Genomic DNA, 17,567 nt, shown 5'->3' with positions numbered 1-17,567 from the left:
ATATACTTGCTTATTTAGAGAGGACAATTGTGGATCGTGACAAGATCGAGAACCGTGATCAACTTCTTGAAGAGCTTAAAGCAGAGGAAATGAAGCTTTATGATCAAGCGCTGATTTTGGCACAGGAATTGTCACAGCTTCGGGAGCATGCAGCGACAAAGCTGTCTGAAGCGATTGAGAATGAGCTAGGACAGCTTCAAATGCCAGCGGCTAAGTTTCGTGTGCAAATCGATACGACAGTCGGAGGAGCGGGTGAAACAAAGCAGATTCGCTTGCATAGCAATGGTATGGATGAAGCGATCTTTATGCTCTCTACTAACCCAGGAGAGCCGTTGAAGCAGTTAAGCAAGATTGCTTCTGGGGGAGAAATGTCGCGTATTATGCTCGCCCTTAAGAGCATTTTCGCAGAAATTGATCAAGTTCCTGTACTTATTTTTGATGAGGTCGATACAGGCGTCAGCGGACGTGCTGCTCAGGCTATCGCAGAGAAAATGTCACAGCTTGCATCGAAGTGCCAAGTATTCTCTATAACGCATTTGCCTCAGGTTGCTTGCATGGCAGATCATCATTATGAAATAAGAAAACAAGTCATTGGTTCGCGTACATCTACATCTGTATCGGAACTGCTTGAAGCGGTACGTATCGAAGAACTAGCACGCATGCTTGGCGGAGTGGAAGTAACGGAAAAAACACGGAATCATGCACAAGAAATGCTTGATTTGGCACATAGACAGAAAGGAGCGTAATGGAAGCCAATTAGGGAATGTTTTTGTGGACATAAAACGAACGGGTGAGGGTAACTTAAAGGTACGCCATTGGCGACTTATCCTTCTTCGTCATGCGATGGAAATACAGGGAGCGTGAAATCATTGAACTCCAGTCAAAGGAAGCGATGGTTTGGCCTGGTTCTCGTTTTCTTCATTTGCATGATCGGAAGCTCCACCCCGTTTCAACATTTTGCCGCAATCCCGAATGAACTTCGTTTATTCTCCGGGCAACTGAAACGTTTACAATATGGAGTGCCCGTTCATGCTGAAGTAACGGTCGACCCTCAAATGCTTCAGATTAACGGATCAACCAGTCATTCTTTATCCGTAAATTTGAATGAACCACTGTCACTGCAGTCGAGTCAAAGCGGTCAAACGAAAATGAAAGTGAAATTATTTGGTAAAATTCCATTCAAGACTGTAAAGGTTAATGTTGTACCTGATCTCCGTGTCATTCCAGGCGGTCAAACGATTGGAGTCAAAGTTAAATCATCGGGCATTTTAGTTGTAGGACATCATCAGGTAGCTGGCAGCAACGGCATGAAACAATCCCCTGGTGAGGCCGCAGGACTGCGTTTAGGCGATTTAATTGTGAAGATTGATGGTACAAGCATTAATCAAGTAAACAGGATTGCGGAGCTAAGTGAGAAGGCTGGCAATGAGAAGAAGCCGCTTGAAGTAACCTATAAGCGAGATGGGCAATTAGGCAAGACGCTTTTAAATCCAGTTTATGATGCGGAAGATAAGGCATGGCGATTAGGTTTATATATCCGTGATTCAGCAGCCGGCGTAGGTACATTAACGTTTTATGCACCAGATCAGGGTGTTTATGGTGCATTAGGCCATGTTATCACGGATATGGACACACAAACTCCGATTGATGTTGGCGAAGGCCAGATTTTACAGTCCAGCGTTACGTCCATTAACAAAAGCCAAAATGGCGAGCCGGGAGAAAAAAGAGCGCATTTTGTGAAAGAAAGCAAAATATTAGGCAATGTTGAGCGAAACACTCCGTTTGGCATTTTCGGCAAAATGAATGAAGTTCCTACTCACAGTTACAGTGATAAATCTGTTCCTGTCGCATTTGCTGAAGATGTTAAGGAAGGGCCAGCGCAAATTTTGACTGTTGTGAATGGACAGAAGGTTGAGCGCTTTGATATTGAAATTGTGCATGTATCAAAGCAATCTGGTCCAGCGACAAAAGGTTTGGTTATTAAGATAACGGACAAAAGATTGTTAAGCAAAACCGGTGGTATTGTTCAAGGGATGTCGGGTAGTCCGATCATTCAAGATGGCAAATTAGTTGGAGCTGTCACTCATGTATTCGTTAATGATCCCTCTTCAGGATATGGCTGCTTTATCGAATGGATGCTGCAGGATGCAGGAGTACTGCTGAAGTCGGCAAACGGACATATCGGCGAAGCTGCATAATGGCTTGCTATTAGAAAATAACGCCCTCTTGAGCTGAATAGCAGCTTAGACGGGCGTTATTTTTAATTAAATCCATTTATCTAAAAACCGCGTCAATAGGTAAATGAGCAATGAAATTTGTCGAAGAAGAACGAACATCATCGGTACATGTAATAAATTTTTTATTATATCGAATCCCCGTAAAAAAATAAAGAAAAATAATTTTCGACAGAAGGAATTGAACTCCACATGTCGAAAACTTTAGATTAGACAACTAGTGAGCGAAATCATGAATATCATTTAAGGGAGGACCACAACTTGCATAAGATCGAAGTATTATTAGCAGATGACAACCGGGAATTTACTAACTTGTTATCKGAATACATATCCGAACAAAGTGATATGAGTGTGAGTGGAGTCGCGTATAATGGAGAAGAGGTTTTAAGACATCTGGAGGAAGCAAGAAAAGTTCCTGATGTGCTTATCCTTGATATTATTATGCCTCATTTGGATGGACTAGGTGTACTTGAACGGTTGAAAGAAATTAACCTATCTCCTATGCCCAAGATCATTATGCTGACTGCTTTCGGCCAAGAGAACATTACTCAAAAAGCGGTACAGCTTGGTGCTTCCTATTATATTTTGAAGCCGTTTGACATGGATATTTTAGCTAATCGTATTCGTCAGCTTGTTGGGAACCCAACTTACTCTTCAACGGGCAGCTTCACAACTAGCTCCTCTTCAATGAAATCCAACGTCGTTCCTATCCCTAAAGGGAAAAACCTCGATGCCAACATTACGAGCATCATTCATGAAATCGGAGTACCTGCTCATATTAAAGGTTACCAGTACTTGCGTGAAGCGATTACGATGGTTTATAACAATATCGAAATTCTTGGTGCCATCACAAAAACTCTTTATCCTGCCATTGCTGAAAAATTTAAAACAACGCCATCTCGCGTTGAACGCGCTATCCGCCATGCCATTGAAGTGGCTTGGACTCGTGGCAACATCGACAGCATTTCTCACCTGTTTGGCTATACGATCAACATCAGCAAATCAAAGCCTACTAATAGCGAGTTCATCGCGATGGTGGCTGATAAGCTGAGGATTGAGCATAAAGTTAGCTGAACGTAGAAGGGAGAATCGTTAAAGGAAAACTCGTTTTTTAATAACTATCCGTAATCTAGTTATTGTGTGACTTCATACGTTTCAACTAGGTCATCTTAAATTCGATATGATTTGAATCCACTGCTTTATTGGGCTTTAAACCCCATAAGAGGAGTGGATTTTTTTGTGGGGCTACATGACAAAATTTATAATAAATATTAAATTGTTATTATATTAAAAATTTGGAGTATTAAAGAATGATCTTATATTAAGGGGTTATTTTAAAAAGCTAAATAGAACATGATGTGAGTTATGCAGTTAAGGAGATTATACGTAAATATTTATAAAGGTTTTAGTTAACTATTTTTGAGCATGTTGGTGATCGTAAGAGAGAATGACGAAGTAATAAGGATTTATTGTGTGAGTAAGGCTCAATCTATCAGATTTCTCCTCATGAAGATTCTAACGAACCGTAAAGAGCTTATGTTTACGGAAATAGATGTTTAAAGATTTTAACGAATCATAGCAACGCTATTAGTCACTTTTGATCAATAAAAGAGACCAAATAAAAGAAATAAGGTAACTAGAGTTCGTTACATTTTATTTATTAAGAAATGAAGCCAATTAAAGTTATGGGGTTCGTTACGGTTGGTAATTGATGCTGCATCGTACGTCGTATCACATAAAAAGTTATCATAACGGATAAAAGGAAAAGAAAAATAAGCACCTCATCTCCTCAGGAAAATAGGTGCTTATTTAAAATCACTAACCCTGTTCTCAGAAATAATCAGAGAAATACGGACGCTCCTGATTAATCAATTGCTCCAGTTTTCGAATGGATGCGTCATCGGCTTGCATACGGCCAATACGTGCAAGATAGGTTGGCCGCTTGTAACCCATTAACATCGTCGTTAAAGCGGGAATGTCGATAACTACCGATGGTGCGATGCCGCCATGGGTCATATGGCCTTTTCCGTTTGTGTCTACCGTTAGGGTGAAGGTTCCTTGATTCCATTCAAGCATAGGATCATGGAGATTGATAACGAGTCGGCTTTCCTTTTCTTGCTTTTCAAATGGATACTGCTCGATGAACAATACGATATCTACAATTCGTGCCATGTAATAAGGAGCAATGGTTTCTTTAATATCCCCATCGTCCAATATGAATGCAAGAGGCTCATCCTGATAGATATCCCCTTTTACAAGCGTAATCATTGAGAAATGGGCACTGACAAAGTTCCATAATCCAGTGCGTGCCTCTTCGTTAATATAGATCATTTCTTTCATGTGAAAGATCTCTTCGGCAATCCAATACAGCAAATACCCCATAGGTGAGTCGTTATTGTCGTAATAGATCGCTACGGTCATATCATCTAAATCCCAGCGCAAATACTCTTCCCAAGCAAGCTCGTTTCGCAGCATAGCACCATGGTGCAAGCGGGCAAATTGCTCATATATTGTTTTGATGTCCGGATGTTCAATGGTTACACGTTCAACATGACCAGGCACGTTTTTCAGCTTAGGCAGCTGAGTGTCCGGAACCTCAAAAGAAATTTTATCGGAAATGATCTCCCAGCCTTTACGTCTGTAATAAGGAATTGAGTAGGGGTATAAGTAAGAGATCGATTGTTTCCGCTCACGCATTTTGCTTAAGGCAAGCAGCATGAGCTTATTCATCAAGCCCAAATTGGCATATTCGGGATAGGTTCCGACACCTGTCAGTCCACCCATTTCATAAATATGTCCGTAGATGTTTACCTGAAAGGGATATACAGCAAGCTGAGATATAAGTTTATCGCCATCAAACCACCCTTGAACATCGGCATACTGAAGTACGGGAAGCTTTGCTTTTGCTATCTCTCTGTTCTCCCAGCCGAAGGTTTGTAAATCGCGATTGGTCACTTGAAAAACATAGCGCAATAAATTGTTGAACTGCTCGCCATGCTGGGTTTCGATTTTTTTTAACTTGAGTCTGTCATGCAATTTCCGTCGACTCATAGGTGACAACCTCCATTTATTTAAACATATCCAAGTAGTGTACCATCCCTTAGAAGTGCAAACAAATTAGCCCTAACGGAAGGGAATGCAGCACATGGTCGAATTTGATGATTCAAAATGTTTGTTAGAGAATGGTGAAAAGTTTTCTATATGCTGAGGATGTCCTACAATTGATCTGATTAATCAAAAACAGACATGGATGTGTGTTAAGTAGGTATCGAGGTTGGAGGAGTTGGAAATTGAATATAAAATGGATTTTTTTTCAAAAAAAAAGGCCATCAAGGATGCCTCAGTTGTAAACAACTCTGCGGTTTAAATAAACGTTGCTGCCATATTTCTTGATTAAACCATGCGATTCTGCTTTTATAAAGCTATGAATTTCTTTTAGGCGCTGCGTTTGTGGCTGGATTGTCTCTTTTACTTTTCCATCTACGGTAACATCGAATACTATTTTCATGATTGCACCTCTTTTCTTTTGGTTAATTTCATAATAGTGTTGTTGTATGATGAGATCATAAATTGAAATGCGGACAATTGTAATTTTTTTTGGAAAGCATCATCGCTATGTAAAATATCCAAGGAGAGGTGACAGGATGAGAGCCGTCTACGCAGGAAGTTTTGACCCGATTACACTTGGRCATGTGTCCGTTATAGAGAGAGCCTTTCAATTATTTAGTGAGGTTCATATTATAGTCGCCAATAATCGATCAAAAAAACATCATTTTACGATAGAGCAGCGTACGGAGCTTGTCGCTTTATCTGTGCCAAAGGATGATAAAATCCATATTATTCCTTATGAAGGCATTGTGGCTGACTATATAAATGAGCATGATATTAACGTAGTCATACGGGGAATTAGAAATGCAACTGACCTAGAATATGAACTGCAGCTTGAGCAATATATTCGTAATACTACGTTGGCGGATACGATTTATTTATCTCCATACACGCATTACATGCAAACGAGCAGCTCACTCGTTAGAATGTTTCTTATGTCTGATAAGACGGAGCTGGCAGCTTCGTATATGGTTCCAAAAGCGTATGCGCAAATGCTTGATTACGTGGATTATACCTAGTTTTTTTTAAAATTCATCATAAAAAAAACCGCCAAGCTAGGATCAAAACGATCCGAACATGAGCGGTTTTAATTATGATTGTTGTATAAAACTAGCTTTGTGGCTTTGGCGGACGAGGACGTTTCTGCTTGAACCTAGGAGCAACGTAGTTCCGTTTGCGGTCGCGAAAAAAAGTCCAGCCCGCGATAAAACCTGCACCTGCAGCGAACATGATAAAGCCAAGTAAAAATTTGAGCCATTCAAAATCTGGCGTAATGGTTTCATTTCCGAATTCAGAGAAATACACGAATACCGAATCTTTCATTTTCAGAAAACCGAAGCAAGCAAGTAAGCCTGGAATAACGAGCATGAGGATAGCAATAAAGCGAGCAGCAACTAATTTCATAAATACAGTGTCTCCTTATCGGTCAAAATATACAGTTAGCTCTATCATACCTTTTTACGTGTAGAGTGTCTATTTCGTAAAACGACGATGTTTTCGTCATTAAAAACAGGTACAATAGGGATGGATGACATGTTACAATGCGAATGGGCATCTTAGAGATTTATATGAATAGGCAAAAAAAGTATATAGTTATGGTTATTAGAAGGGAATGATTTTATGGCTATACAGGTAGATGTAGCAGTGCTCGGAGGCGGGCCTGGCGGTTATACAGCAGCCATTCGTGCTGCACAACTAGGAAAATCGGTTGCCATTATCGAAATGGACAAGCTTGGCGGCACATGCCTACATAAAGGATGTATTCCGAGTAAATCGCTGCTCCGGAGCGCTGAGGTATATTCAACGCTGCTTGAAGCAAGCTCATTTGGCATCCAAGTGGCAGATGGGGCGATATCGCTCAACTATGGCAAAGTACAAGAACGTAAGGATCAAACCGTAGAGCAGCTCTATCGTGGACTTCAAAGCTTAATGAAAAAGAATGGCATTCAAATTATTCAAGGAAAGGGCAGAGTCATTGGTCCTTCAATCTTCTCTCCAAAAAGTGGCTCATTGGCCGTAGAGCTGCCTGATGGGGAAATGGAATCGGTTGTATCCACTAATCTCATTATTGCTACAGGATCTCGTCCTCGTACATTGCCAGGTTTAACACCAGACGGCGAATATATAATGACCAGTGATGAAGCGCTAGTTATGGACAAACTGCCTAAATCCGTTATTATTGTCGGCGGCGGGGTTATCGGCGTTGAATGGGCTTCACTTCTGCATGATTTTGGCGTTCAAGTTATTTTGGTAGAAGCGGGCTCCCGCCTTTTGCCTGGTGAAGATACAGAGGTTTCAGCTGAGCTGACAAGAGTGCTGCGTGGACGCGGTGTACGTGTGCTGACTGGCGTTCAACTGCAGACCGATCAATACAAAGGCGAAAACGGTGAAGTGTCTATCGTTGCAGCTACGCAAGACGGTGACGTCATATTGACTGCAGAAAAGCTATTGGTATCCGTAGGACGCCAAGCGAATGTGGAAAACATGGGTCTCGAAAATACCGATGTTCGCACATCGGGCGGTGTGATCGAGGTCAATGCGTTCGGTCAAACGAGCGAGCCGCATATTTATGCCATTGGCGATGTTATTGGCGGTGTTCAGCTCGCTCATGCTGCTGCGCATGAGGGTATAATTGCAGCCGAGCATATTTGCGGTGAGAAACCCGTTGCGATTGAGGCTCATTTGATACCAAGGTGCATCTATTCCCGTCCGGAAATTGCTTCTTACGGCTTGACAGAGGATGGAGCACGCGCGAAAGGGCATGACATCAAGACGGGTAAAATTCCGTTTCAAGCGATTGGCAAGGCTATTGTTTTAGGAGAGAAAGAAGGATTCGTCAAGGTAATCGCTGATCGGAAGACCAACGATATTGTTGGTGTTCATATGATTGGAGCTCATGCAACGGATCTAATATCCGAAGCAGCACTCGCTGGAATTCTGAACGCAACACCTTGGGAAGTTGGCCAAATGATCCATCCTCATCCGACGCTTTCGGAGGCGCTGGGAGAAGCGATGCTTGCCGTAGATGATAGAGCGATATCGTTCTAATGAAGACTGTTTTCTTTTTGGTTCAATTGGAGTTATAATATATATGATCAAGTCTTAGTACCAGGTTATAATAGCGCGCAAAAGGAGGAACACCTTATGACCCAATCTGCTTCTACTGGGCAAAATGTTCGTCATTTGGAATTAGGGCTTAGCGATGAGCAAGCAATTGATATGTACGCAACGATGGTGACTGCTCGCAAGTTTGATGAGCGTATGCTGCTGCTGCAGCGTGCAGGGAAAATCAATTTTCACGTATCAGGTGTAGGACAAGAGGTAGCACAAGTTGCTGCGGCGTATGCACTTAATCGAGAAACAGATTATTTTTTACCTTATTATCGGGACTATGGCTTCGTGCTCTCTGTTGGTATGACACTGCGTGATTTGTTGCTGTCGGTTTTCGCCAAAGCGGAAGATCCAAATAGCGGCGGACGCCAGATGCCTGGCCACTTTGGCTCGAAGAAACTGCGAATCGTCACGGGCTCAAGTCCAGTAACAACGCAGGTTCCTCATGCAGTAGGCATAGCGCTCGCGGCAAAAATGAAAAACAAGCCTCTTGTTAGCTTTGTTACATTTGGTGAAGGTTCGAGCAATCAAGGCGATTTCCATGAGGGCTGCAACTTTGCTGGAGTACATAAGCTGCCTGTTATTTTCATGTGCGAAAATAACCAATATGCAATTTCAGTTCCGATTCACAAGCAATTAGCAGGTACAGTTGCCGATCGTGCACTTGGTTATGGCTTCCCTGGATATCAGGTTGACGGTAACGATGCACTTGAGATGTACCGTGTTGTGAAGGAGGCGCGTGAGCGCGCAATTGCAGGCGAAGGTCCAACATTGATTGAAGCAATGATGTACCGTATTTCACCACACTCTACTTCAGATAACGATCTCGCTTATCGTACGAAGGAAGAAGTTGATTCCAACCGTGCGAAAGATGGCATCCCAAAATATAAGCAATATCTGATTGATTGCGAGATATGGTCCGAGGAGCTTGAAACAGAGCTTCAAGCCAAAATTCGCAAGATGCTTGACGAGGCTACTGAATATGGCGATAAAGCGCCGTTCCCGACGCCGGAATCTACATTGCTGCACGTGTATGCGGATGATGCTGATCAAGGAGGTACGGAATAATGGCAGTTATTGAATATATTGATGCAATTCGCCAAGGGATGAAGGAAGAAATGGAACGAGACGAAGATGTCTTCGTTCTGGGTGAGGATGTTGGTCTCAAAGGCGGCGTCTTTACAACGACCAAAGGATTGCTGGAGCAATTTGGCGAGGATCGTGTACTTGATACTCCGCTTGCAGAGTCAGCCATTGCAGGTGTTGCAATCGGCGCAGCGATGTATGGCATGAAGCCCATTGCTGAAATGCAGTATTCAGATTTTATGTTTCCGGCTACCAATCAAATTATTAGCGAAGCGGCCAAAATCCGTTATCGCTCGAACAATGATTGGACTTGCCCGCTCGTAATTCGCGCTCCTATTGGCGGCGGTGTTTTTGGAGGACTGTACCATTCACAATGTACGGAGTCGGTATTTTTCGGTACACCTGGTCTGAAAATTGTTGCTCCATACCGTGCATACGATGCGAAAGGGCTTCTAAAAGCAGCTGTGCGTGATCCGGACCCTGTATTGTTTTTTGAGAATAAAAAATGCTACAAGCTCATTATGGATGAAGTTCCAGAAGAGGACTATATTGTTCCTATTGGTAAAGCGAATGTTCTTCGCGAAGGCGATGACATTACGGTTATCGGTTATAGTCTGCCTCTTCATTTTGTGGAGCAGGCGGCAGCAGATCTAGCGACGGAGGGCATTAGCGCTCATATTCTCGATCTACGGACGCTTCAGCCTCTGGACAAAGAAGGCATTCTTGAAGCGGTGAGAAAAACAGGCAAGGTGCTTATTATCCATGAGGACAATAAGACTGGCGGCGTAGGTGCTGAGGTTTCAGCGATCATCGCAGAAGAGCTGCTTTATGAGCTTGATGCTCCGATTATGAGACTATGTGGACCAGACGTGCCAGCGATGCCTATCAACCCGCCGGGCGAGAAGTTTTTTATGCTCAACAAAGATAAAGTTAAAGAAGCAATGCGACAGCTAGCGCTTTATTAAAATATAAGAAGTCTAAAGTACTAAGCTTATATGTCACCGCGAAACGTATGCTGCGCCGCCGAAGGACGGCGGTAGCCGTTTACGCCTCGGCCAGTAGGGAGATGTGAATTATGAAAACTATGACGGAAATCGTCGTGCCTCAACTAGCAGAATCACTTGTATCAGCTACCATCGATAAATGGCTGAAGCAGCCTGGCGATTGGGTTGATGTTTACGAGCCTGTCTGCGAGATTATTACAGATAAAGTGAATGCTGAACTGCCTTCCACTGTAGCCGGCAAGCTTGTTCGTATCCTTGTTGGCAAGGGGGAGACCGTTCCAGTCGGCACTCCAATCTGCATAATTGAAACAGAAGGTTCTGCTGAGGATGCCGGAATCGGGGCTGCGGAATCCCAGACGGCTGCACCAAAAGAGGCAACTGCCACACAAGTAAGTGAAATAGATTTGCAAGACGCTCCAATGCGCAATCGTTTCTCACCGGCTGTACAGCAGCTGGCAGCTGAACACTCTATTCGTCTTACTGATGTTCCAGGAACCGGTTTAGGCGGACGTATCACACGTAAAGACGTTCTTGCTTATGTAGCAGCTGGTGGCAATCAAGCCTCTAGCGGGAATGCTGCTGTGCCTGCAGCCCGAACTGTAGATGCTGCTGCGCAGGTTCGTTCTTCTGGTCTGCATTTGACGGAAACGCCAAGGTTCCCAAAAATCGAAGTGGAAGGAGCATCGGGAGCTGGTCGTGGTGATAGCTTCATTGATGTAACGCCAATTCGGAATACGATTGCTCGCAACATGAGACAAAGCGTAAGTGAAATACCGCATGCATGGACTATGATTGAAGTAGATGTAACGAATCTTGTTCTTCTGCGCAATAAGCTTAAGGATGATTTCATGAAGCGCGAAGGCATTAATTTAACGTATTTGGCATTCCTGCTCAAAGCTGTCGTTAATGCAATCAAAGATGTGCCAATCATGAATTCCATGTGGGCTGTTGATAAAATCATTGTGAAGCGGGATATCAACATCGCACTGGCGGTTGGTACAGAGGATTCTGTCCTTACACCTGTTATCAAGAATGCTGATCACAAAAACGTAGCCGGTCTTGCGAAAGAAATTGAAGAGCTTGCTCGTAAAACGAGAGAAGGTAAACTGACGCTGTCTGATATGCAGGGCGGAACGTTTACTGTTAACAATACAGGTTCCTTCGGTTCCATTTTGTCATATCCGATTATTAACTATCCGCAGGCTGCCATTCTAACGTTTGAATCCATTGTGAAGCGTCCCGTTGTCATAAATGATATGATCGCTGTTCGTTCAATGGCTAACTTATGTTTGTCACTTGATCATCGGATTTTGGACGGCGTTATTTGTGGTCGTTTCTTACAGCGTGTGAAGGATAATCTAGAGAGCTTTAATCTAGAAAGCAAATTGTATTAGAAAAGGGGAGCACGATCATGGCTGAAGCGGATAACGCAAAAAGCTTGAGACGGCTGGATGCCCAATATATAGGCATGCTCGATTACGCGGAAGCGTGGGAGCTGCAAAAAACATATATAAAGCAAATTGATAAGGAGGAGCGCAATCAGTCGCTGCTCCTTCTTCAGCATCCGCCTACGTATACGATGGGTTCTGACAAACATCCTGAGCACCTTCTGCTTGATGAGGCAGAGCTTAAGGAACGAGGTATCGCTTTTTATCAAATCGACCGTGGCGGGGATATTACTTATCATGGCCCTGGCCAGCTGGTCGGCTATCCACTTCTTTATCTAGATGCAGTAGGTCTTAATTTGCATGCCTATTTGCGGAGCCTTGAGCAAGTCATTATTAATTGGCTGAGCGAGTATGGTATAGAAGCGGGCAGAAAGCCGGAATATACAGGAGTATGGGTCGGTGATCTGAAAATAGCGGCCATAGGCGTAAAATTTAATAAAGCCCGCCATCAGCGGGGCTTTATTACGAGTCATGGATTCGCTCTTAATATTAAATCTGGCATTGCCGAAGAAGGATTTAGCGGGATTATTCCTTGCGGCATCCAACAATTCGGCGTAACATCCTTTAATGATTTAACAGGGCTTGATTTATCGGTTGAGGAAGCGGCGAACCAATTGCTCCCTCATTTTGTGAAAGAATTCAGATGTGAATTGGATCTAGTAAAGAAATAGTGATCCAAGACCAGCTAGCAAGGATGATAAAACTAATGCCGATACGAGAACGATGGCAACAATTCGAATCAATCGCTGTCTGCGCATATGAAAAACCCCTTTCTTGATTTGGAACGTCATAGCTTGCTATGAGCTTGTCATTTACTCTATTGTATACGAAAGTTATGGACGGAGGAAACGTTAATGATTACAAAAGATCGTTTAGTGAATGAATTTATGGAATTGGTGAAGATAGATAGTGAAACAAAACACGAGCAGGAAATAAGCCGTGTGCTAAAGCAAAAGTTCGAAGCGCTTGGCTTGCAAATTAGCGAAGATGATGCAGCAGCTAAGACCGGGCATGGYGCAGGGAATCTATTTGCAATATGGGAAGCAGAGGGAGCATCAGCATCAGCACCAACGATTTTTTTTACATGCCATATGGACACAGTAACACCTGGTGTTGGCATCAAGCCGCAGCTTGACGCTGATGGTTATATAAGAAGTGATGGAACAACGATTCTGGGCGCTGACGATAAAGCAGGCATTTCTGCCATTTTTGAAGCAATCCGTGTCGTTAAGGAGCAGTCCATTCCGCATGGGCGTATTCAATTCGTCATTACGGTAGGAGAAGAATCAGGTCTACTTGGCGCACGCTCACTGGATGCATCGAAGCTGGAAGCTAAGTTTGGATACGCGCTTGATTCGAATGGTGCCGTTGGTGATATAGCAGTAGCAGCGCCGACACRAGCGAAAGTTACGATCAAAATGTATGGTCGTTCAGCACATGCTGGCGTTAATCCTGAGGATGGGATCAGTGCCATTCAAGTTGCTGCAAAAGCAATTGCAAGAATGCCGCTTGGACGTATAGATAAAGAAACAACGGCGAATATCGGCCGATTCGAAGGCGGCGGCGCTACAAATATTGTGTGTGATTTTGTGACGCTGTATGCTGAGGCGAGAAGCATTGTACAGCATAAGCTGGACAATCAGATTGTTGCGATGCGAAAAGCGGTTGAGAGTGCTGCAGAAGAGTTTGGTGCACGGGGAGAGCTTGAAAGTGAAATCATTTATCCTGCTTATCAATACGATGATGCAGATCCAGTAGTACAGCTCGCCAAAAAAGCAATCACAGCAATCGGCCGTACGCCGCGTACATTCCATTCTGGCGGGGGAAGCGATGCAAATATTTTTAATGGATTAGGCATTCCTACAGTCAATCTAGCTGTTGGCTATGAGCATATTCATACGACGAAAGAACAGATCAAGGTTGATGATTTGGTGAAAACGACTGAGCTTGTCGTTGAAATTATTAAACAAGCGTCTGAAGCACAATAGTTTTAGCGGAGGTCTTAAGAAGCAATAGCTTGCTTGGCCTTTCCGTAAAATGACAGAAAGCCCTTCGATCCTGCGGCTCAGTTTTGGCTGATCGCGGAAGGAGGGTTTTTGTCTAAGTGCATGCGTCCGTGACATGATTAATTCGTTTTTTCCAAAGGAACACGGCGTACGCTGATGACATTGGTATATTCGGACATGGGTGTTCTTGATAAGGATGAAGCAGAAAGCTTGCGGAGCTGATGTTTTATTTCCCAGCCTTTTCCTACTAAGCGCAAGTGATTGAGTGCAACATATTGTTTCATATTAATCTCCCCTGTCGATTTGATATAATGATAGTTATGCAGAGGCAGGACAAGTTATGCGAAAGTATCAAATTCAATTTTAAGGAGCGAATACGAGTGGAAGAGCAGCAAAGAGCTGAGTTGTGGCGTGAGGAAACGATTAAGACAGAGCCTATTTTTGAAGGTAAAATGATTACGCTGCAGGTTGATACCGTCACGCTTGCAGACGGCAGAACAGCAACTAGAGAAATCGTCAAACACCCGGGAGCAGCAGCAGTTATGGCGCTTTTGGATGGAAAGCTGCTTGTAGTGGAGCAATTTCGCAAGCCGCTGGAAAAATTCCAAATCGAGATTCCTGCTGGCAAGCTTGATCCAGGCGAAGACCCGATGACAGCAGCAGCTCGTGAGCTTGAAGAAGAGACGGGTTACCGCTCTGATGATTTGACTCTCCTAAGCGCTTTCTATACATCACCAGGGTTTGCAGATGAGAAGCTATATATTTATTTCACTGATAAAGTGGAGCAGGGCGTAATCAATCCTGACGACGATGAAGACTTGAAGGTCGAAGCCATCACTCTCGAGCAAGCTGAAGCCTATATCCAAGAAGGCCGTATTAGCGACGCCAAAACGATCCTAGCCGTCTACGCTTGGAAACTATACACTTTGACAGGTCGGTTCTAACCGACCCTGTCTTCCCACAACATACCCGTCATACCTCTCTCAAACCCCTCATATAATGAAAAGTAAGACAACCCCTTGGGTAATTTTGTGATTTTTTAAATTTATAGGAATGTAGAGTTGTGTAACCGTAGAGATGTACATTCGTGGAGCTGTAGAGAAGCAGAGATGCAGATCTTTAGAACAGTAGAGCTATGGAACTCTGGAAATCTGGAACGGTAGATCTATAGAGCTATAGAGCAGTGAATCTCTGGAGTTCCGGGACGTTAGATTTGTGGATTGTAGATCTTTAAATCTTTAAATTTGTACAATTGTAACTCTGTAAACTCTAGAACTGCAGAACTCTAAAACTCTAGAACTCAAGAACTCAAGAACTCAAGAACTCAAGAACTCAAGAACTCAACAACTCAACAACTCAACAACTCAACAACTCAACAACTCAACAACTCAACAACTCAACAACTCAACAACTCTAGAACTCTAGAACTCTATAACTTTAGAATTTTAGAACTGTAGAACTGCAGAACTGCAGAACTGCAGAACTCTAGAACCGTAAGCTGTATATTTCTAATTTTGCTTATTGTTTTTTTGTATTTAACTGCTCTTATATTTTTTTTTGAGTGTTAGTTTTTTGGTTTGCGGTGGTTCATTTACTTTTGGGGACGCACTTCTCGTATTTAGCCCTGCAAGGTTCATTGTGTATATCAAGGTTGCTTTTGCGTCGTGAAATGCGCTCTTAACGGACATGAAAGCCGTTATATGTAAAGAAATCTACTAAAACAAACTACTAACGGACATGAGTTCCGTTATTTGGATGAAAAGGAGCATAATCGAAGCTTTCAAACCTAAATAAGAGATCCTATGTCCGTAAGATCAGAAAAAAGGTGAAAAATAGCTAAATAGGGTATCTAATGTCCGTTAGCATCTAGAGCGGTGGATTTTTATTGTTTTAAACTAATCTATTCATTGATCGATCTCAATTTCTAGAAGCATAAATTTATATTGTTATAATCAGCGCAAATTATAAAAAAACACCCAAAATTGAAACTTGGTTTTCAATAATATTGAAATTCCTTTAAATTTTCTACTATATGGCTATATGTTTGTAACTAAACTAAATAACTAACTAATGAAACTGACAATCTCCAAGTGTGTCTAGTAAGGACGAAAGCGCTCTAACTTAAATCATATGTTCCATCACAGAGTATCGCCAACGTTTGTCGAGTTACTGGTGACCTGCGGGTGCAACCTGAAGCTCTTCCCTGGAAGGGTGTGTTTGTAAGGGTTCTAACTAAAATCTAAAAAAAAAGTATGCGACAAATCATTGCTACTAAACTTTTTAAAGGTTCTAAAGGTTACGAAGCAGCTCAAAACGAGAATTGAGCAGCATGCAATGCAATCACAAGCTTCTAGCGTGTCCTGCAGGGACGAAAGCGCTCAACTGTAAACCAAGCATACCCACTCAGATTATCGCTAACGTTAGTCAAATTGCGGGGTTCCAGAGGGTGCAACCCTTGGGGCCCTCCCTTGGAAGGGAGGGTTTGGGTGGGTTCGAAAGCATTTAACTTAAAAAGCTAATGCTAAAAAGTCATTACTGCTTTTCTTTAAAATAATTTTAAAAAGATTTTAAAAGGATTTAAAAGTTGTTAGAAGGCATTAAAAGTTTTGAAATAGCTCAAAACGAGAATTGAGCAGCATGCAATGCAATCACAAGCTTCCAGCGTGTCCCGCAGGGACGAAAGCGCTCCACTGTAAACCAAGCATACCCACTCAGAGTATCGCCAACGTTAGTCGAATTGCAGGTGTCCAGAGGGTGCAACCCTTGGAGCCCTCCCTTGGAAGGGAGGGTTTGGGTGGGTTCGAAAAACTTTTGAGTAAGTAGCAGTCTAACTAAAAGTAAGGCCCTAATCTTAGGGCGGGGTCAAACAACTCCGAAAGGTCCGGTGACCATGGCCAAAAATCAATTGTCGTTATACGTTTTTGTGTCGGTACTTTTTATCGTAGGTGTCATCTTCGGCGCATTGATGGTCAATGCACTGACGTTGGAGCAGCAGCAGGATCTAGCTCAAGATGTAGATCAATATGTTCAACTGATCAATCAGGGCATCGGTTCTGGAGCTGCGGATTCGTTTTGGGATCGGTTTTTTTTCCATAGCAAGTGGCTGCTTGTACTATGGCTGCTCGGAATTACGGTGATTGGCATACCGGGAGTGCTTGCGCTTAATTTCTTGAAAGGGGCATTAGTTGGGTTTTCGGTAGGGACGCTGATCAATCAATATGCGTGGAAGGGAGTACTGTTTTCGCTGGTCTCCATCGCGCCACAGAATATTATTGCAATACCGGCAATGGTTATCATGAGTGCTGCTGCAATATCCTTCTCCATGTTCGTTATCAAAAATAGGCTCCTCCGGCAAAAGGGGGAACTTGCGCCTGAGCTGGGCTCGTTTACATCAACAGCTGTGCTGATGCTATTTCTTTTTGCAGGAGCAGCTTTGTTAGAGGCTTATATTTCACCAACATTAATCAGTTGGGTTTCGCCCCTTCTCGCGTCCGTTAGCGCCACAATCTGACACCAAAATGTTTGACTTTACGGCATGTTAGCCCCTATAATGAGAGGAAACCTTTCCTG

General features: G+C 43.0%; 17 protein-coding genes. 12 read left to right on the top strand and 5 right to left on the bottom strand.

Annotated elements, in window-relative coordinates; translation table 11 throughout:
* From AC1DSE_RS15085 to spo0A, 3 genes are all read left to right on the top strand, one after another.
* On the top strand, positions 1 to 746 hold a 746-nt coding region (locus AC1DSE_RS15085; RefSeq protein WP_477527839.1), incomplete at its 5' end, for a DNA repair protein RecN.
* Positions 747 to 869: 123 nt separating this feature from the next.
* Positions 870 to 2,198, top strand: a complete 1,329-nt coding sequence (gene spoIVB / locus AC1DSE_RS15080; protein WP_477510521.1) for a SpoIVB peptidase — start codon at positions 870 to 872, stop codon at positions 2,196 to 2,198.
* A 297-nt stretch (positions 2,199 to 2,495) separates the two neighbouring features.
* Positions 2,496 to 3,308, top strand: a complete 813-nt coding sequence (gene spo0A, locus AC1DSE_RS15075) for a sporulation transcription factor Spo0A (protein WP_076266965.1) — start codon at positions 2,496 to 2,498, stop codon at positions 3,306 to 3,308.
* A 756-nt stretch (positions 3,309 to 4,064) separates the two neighbouring features.
* On the opposite strand, the gene AC1DSE_RS15070 is transcribed toward spo0A, so the two are convergent.
* Positions 4,065 to 5,285 carry a GNAT family N-acetyltransferase gene (locus AC1DSE_RS15070; protein WP_076267026.1) on the bottom strand — a complete coding sequence of 407 codons (1,221 nt, stop codon included), beginning with the start codon at positions 5,283 to 5,285 and terminating at the stop codon, positions 4,065 to 4,067.
* Between the two features lie 289 nt (positions 5,286 to 5,574).
* Positions 5,575 to 5,742: a mechanosensitive ion channel protein MscL gene (locus tag AC1DSE_RS15065; RefSeq protein ID WP_144376707.1), complete on the bottom strand. Its 168-nt coding sequence runs from the start codon at positions 5,740 to 5,742 to the stop codon at positions 5,575 to 5,577.
* Positions 5,743 to 5,878: 136 nt separating this feature from the next.
* Here AC1DSE_RS15065 and coaD point away from each other — a divergent pair, with 136 nt between their 5' ends.
* On the top strand, positions 5,879 to 6,361 hold the full coding sequence (gene coaD / locus AC1DSE_RS15060) for a pantetheine-phosphate adenylyltransferase (RefSeq protein WP_076267027.1): 483 nt from the start codon (positions 5,879 to 5,881) through the stop codon (positions 6,359 to 6,361).
* Positions 6,362 to 6,452: 91 nt separating this feature from the next.
* On the opposite strand, the gene AC1DSE_RS15055 is transcribed toward coaD, so the two are convergent.
* Positions 6,453 to 6,746, bottom strand: a complete 294-nt coding sequence (locus AC1DSE_RS15055) for a DUF2627 domain-containing protein (RefSeq protein ID WP_054024305.1) — start codon at positions 6,744 to 6,746, stop codon at positions 6,453 to 6,455.
* Between the two features lie 216 nt (positions 6,747 to 6,962).
* Between AC1DSE_RS15055 and lpdA the strand changes: the two genes are divergently transcribed.
* The 5 genes from lpdA to lipB all read left to right on the top strand — a co-directional run bounded on the left by lpdA (position 6,963) and on the right by lipB (position 12,662).
* Positions 6,963 to 8,390, top strand: a complete 1,428-nt coding sequence (gene lpdA, locus AC1DSE_RS15050) for a dihydrolipoyl dehydrogenase (protein ID WP_430057922.1) — start codon at positions 6,963 to 6,965, stop codon at positions 8,388 to 8,390.
* A gap of 96 nt (positions 8,391 to 8,486) precedes the next feature.
* Entirely contained in the window at positions 8,487 to 9,521 is a 1,035-nt protein-coding gene (locus AC1DSE_RS15045) for a thiamine pyrophosphate-dependent dehydrogenase E1 component subunit alpha (RefSeq protein WP_430057921.1), read from the top strand.
* On the top strand, positions 9,521 to 10,504 hold the full coding sequence (locus AC1DSE_RS15040) for an alpha-ketoacid dehydrogenase subunit beta (protein WP_076267031.1): 984 nt from the start codon (positions 9,521 to 9,523) through the stop codon (positions 10,502 to 10,504). The genes AC1DSE_RS15045 and AC1DSE_RS15040 overlap by 1 nt, the downstream gene beginning before the upstream one ends.
* Before the next feature lie 110 nt (positions 10,505 to 10,614).
* Positions 10,615 to 11,937, top strand: a complete 1,323-nt coding sequence (locus tag AC1DSE_RS15035; protein ID WP_477510523.1) for a dihydrolipoamide acetyltransferase family protein — start codon at positions 10,615 to 10,617, stop codon at positions 11,935 to 11,937.
* Between the two features lie 17 nt (positions 11,938 to 11,954).
* Positions 11,955 to 12,662, top strand: coding sequence for a lipoyl(octanoyl) transferase LipB (lipB, locus tag AC1DSE_RS15030; protein ID WP_339203337.1), 708 nt, complete (start codon positions 11,955 to 11,957; stop codon positions 12,660 to 12,662).
* Here the strand turns inward: lipB and prli42 are convergent.
* Positions 12,648 to 12,749, bottom strand: a complete 102-nt coding sequence (gene prli42, locus AC1DSE_RS15025) for a stressosome-associated protein Prli42 (protein WP_161807522.1) — start codon at positions 12,747 to 12,749, stop codon at positions 12,648 to 12,650. The genes lipB and prli42 overlap by 15 nt on opposite strands.
* Before the next feature lie 96 nt (positions 12,750 to 12,845).
* On the opposite strand from prli42, the gene AC1DSE_RS15020 reads away from it, so the two are divergent.
* On the top strand, positions 12,846 to 13,979 hold the full coding sequence (locus tag AC1DSE_RS15020; RefSeq protein WP_477527838.1) for a M20/M25/M40 family metallo-hydrolase: 1,134 nt from the start codon (positions 12,846 to 12,848) through the stop codon (positions 13,977 to 13,979).
* Between the two features lie 137 nt (positions 13,980 to 14,116).
* Here AC1DSE_RS15020 and mciZ read toward each other — a convergent pair whose 3' ends face one another.
* The gene (mciZ, locus tag AC1DSE_RS15015) at positions 14,117 to 14,281 is read right to left on the bottom strand and encodes a Z-ring formation inhibitor MciZ (protein WP_339203333.1); all 165 of its coding nucleotides are present in this window, start codon (positions 14,279 to 14,281) and stop codon (positions 14,117 to 14,119) included.
* A gap of 90 nt (positions 14,282 to 14,371) precedes the next feature.
* Between mciZ and AC1DSE_RS15010 the strand changes: the two genes are divergently transcribed.
* Both AC1DSE_RS15010 and spoIIM read left to right on the top strand, forming a co-directional pair.
* A complete protein-coding gene (locus AC1DSE_RS15010; RefSeq protein ID WP_430058061.1) occupies positions 14,372 to 14,941 on the top strand; it encodes an NUDIX hydrolase in 570 nt (189 codons plus the stop codon).
* A 1,946-nt stretch (positions 14,942 to 16,887) separates the two neighbouring features.
* On the top strand, positions 16,888 to 17,508 hold the full coding sequence (gene spoIIM / locus AC1DSE_RS15005) for a stage II sporulation protein M (RefSeq protein WP_339203331.1): 621 nt from the start codon (positions 16,888 to 16,890) through the stop codon (positions 17,506 to 17,508).
* Positions 17,509 to 17,567 lie beyond the last annotated feature (59 nt).

The organism is Paenibacillus sp. 01L418, assembly GCF_056400045.1.
This window is presented reverse-complemented; position numbering and strand designations above follow the sequence as displayed.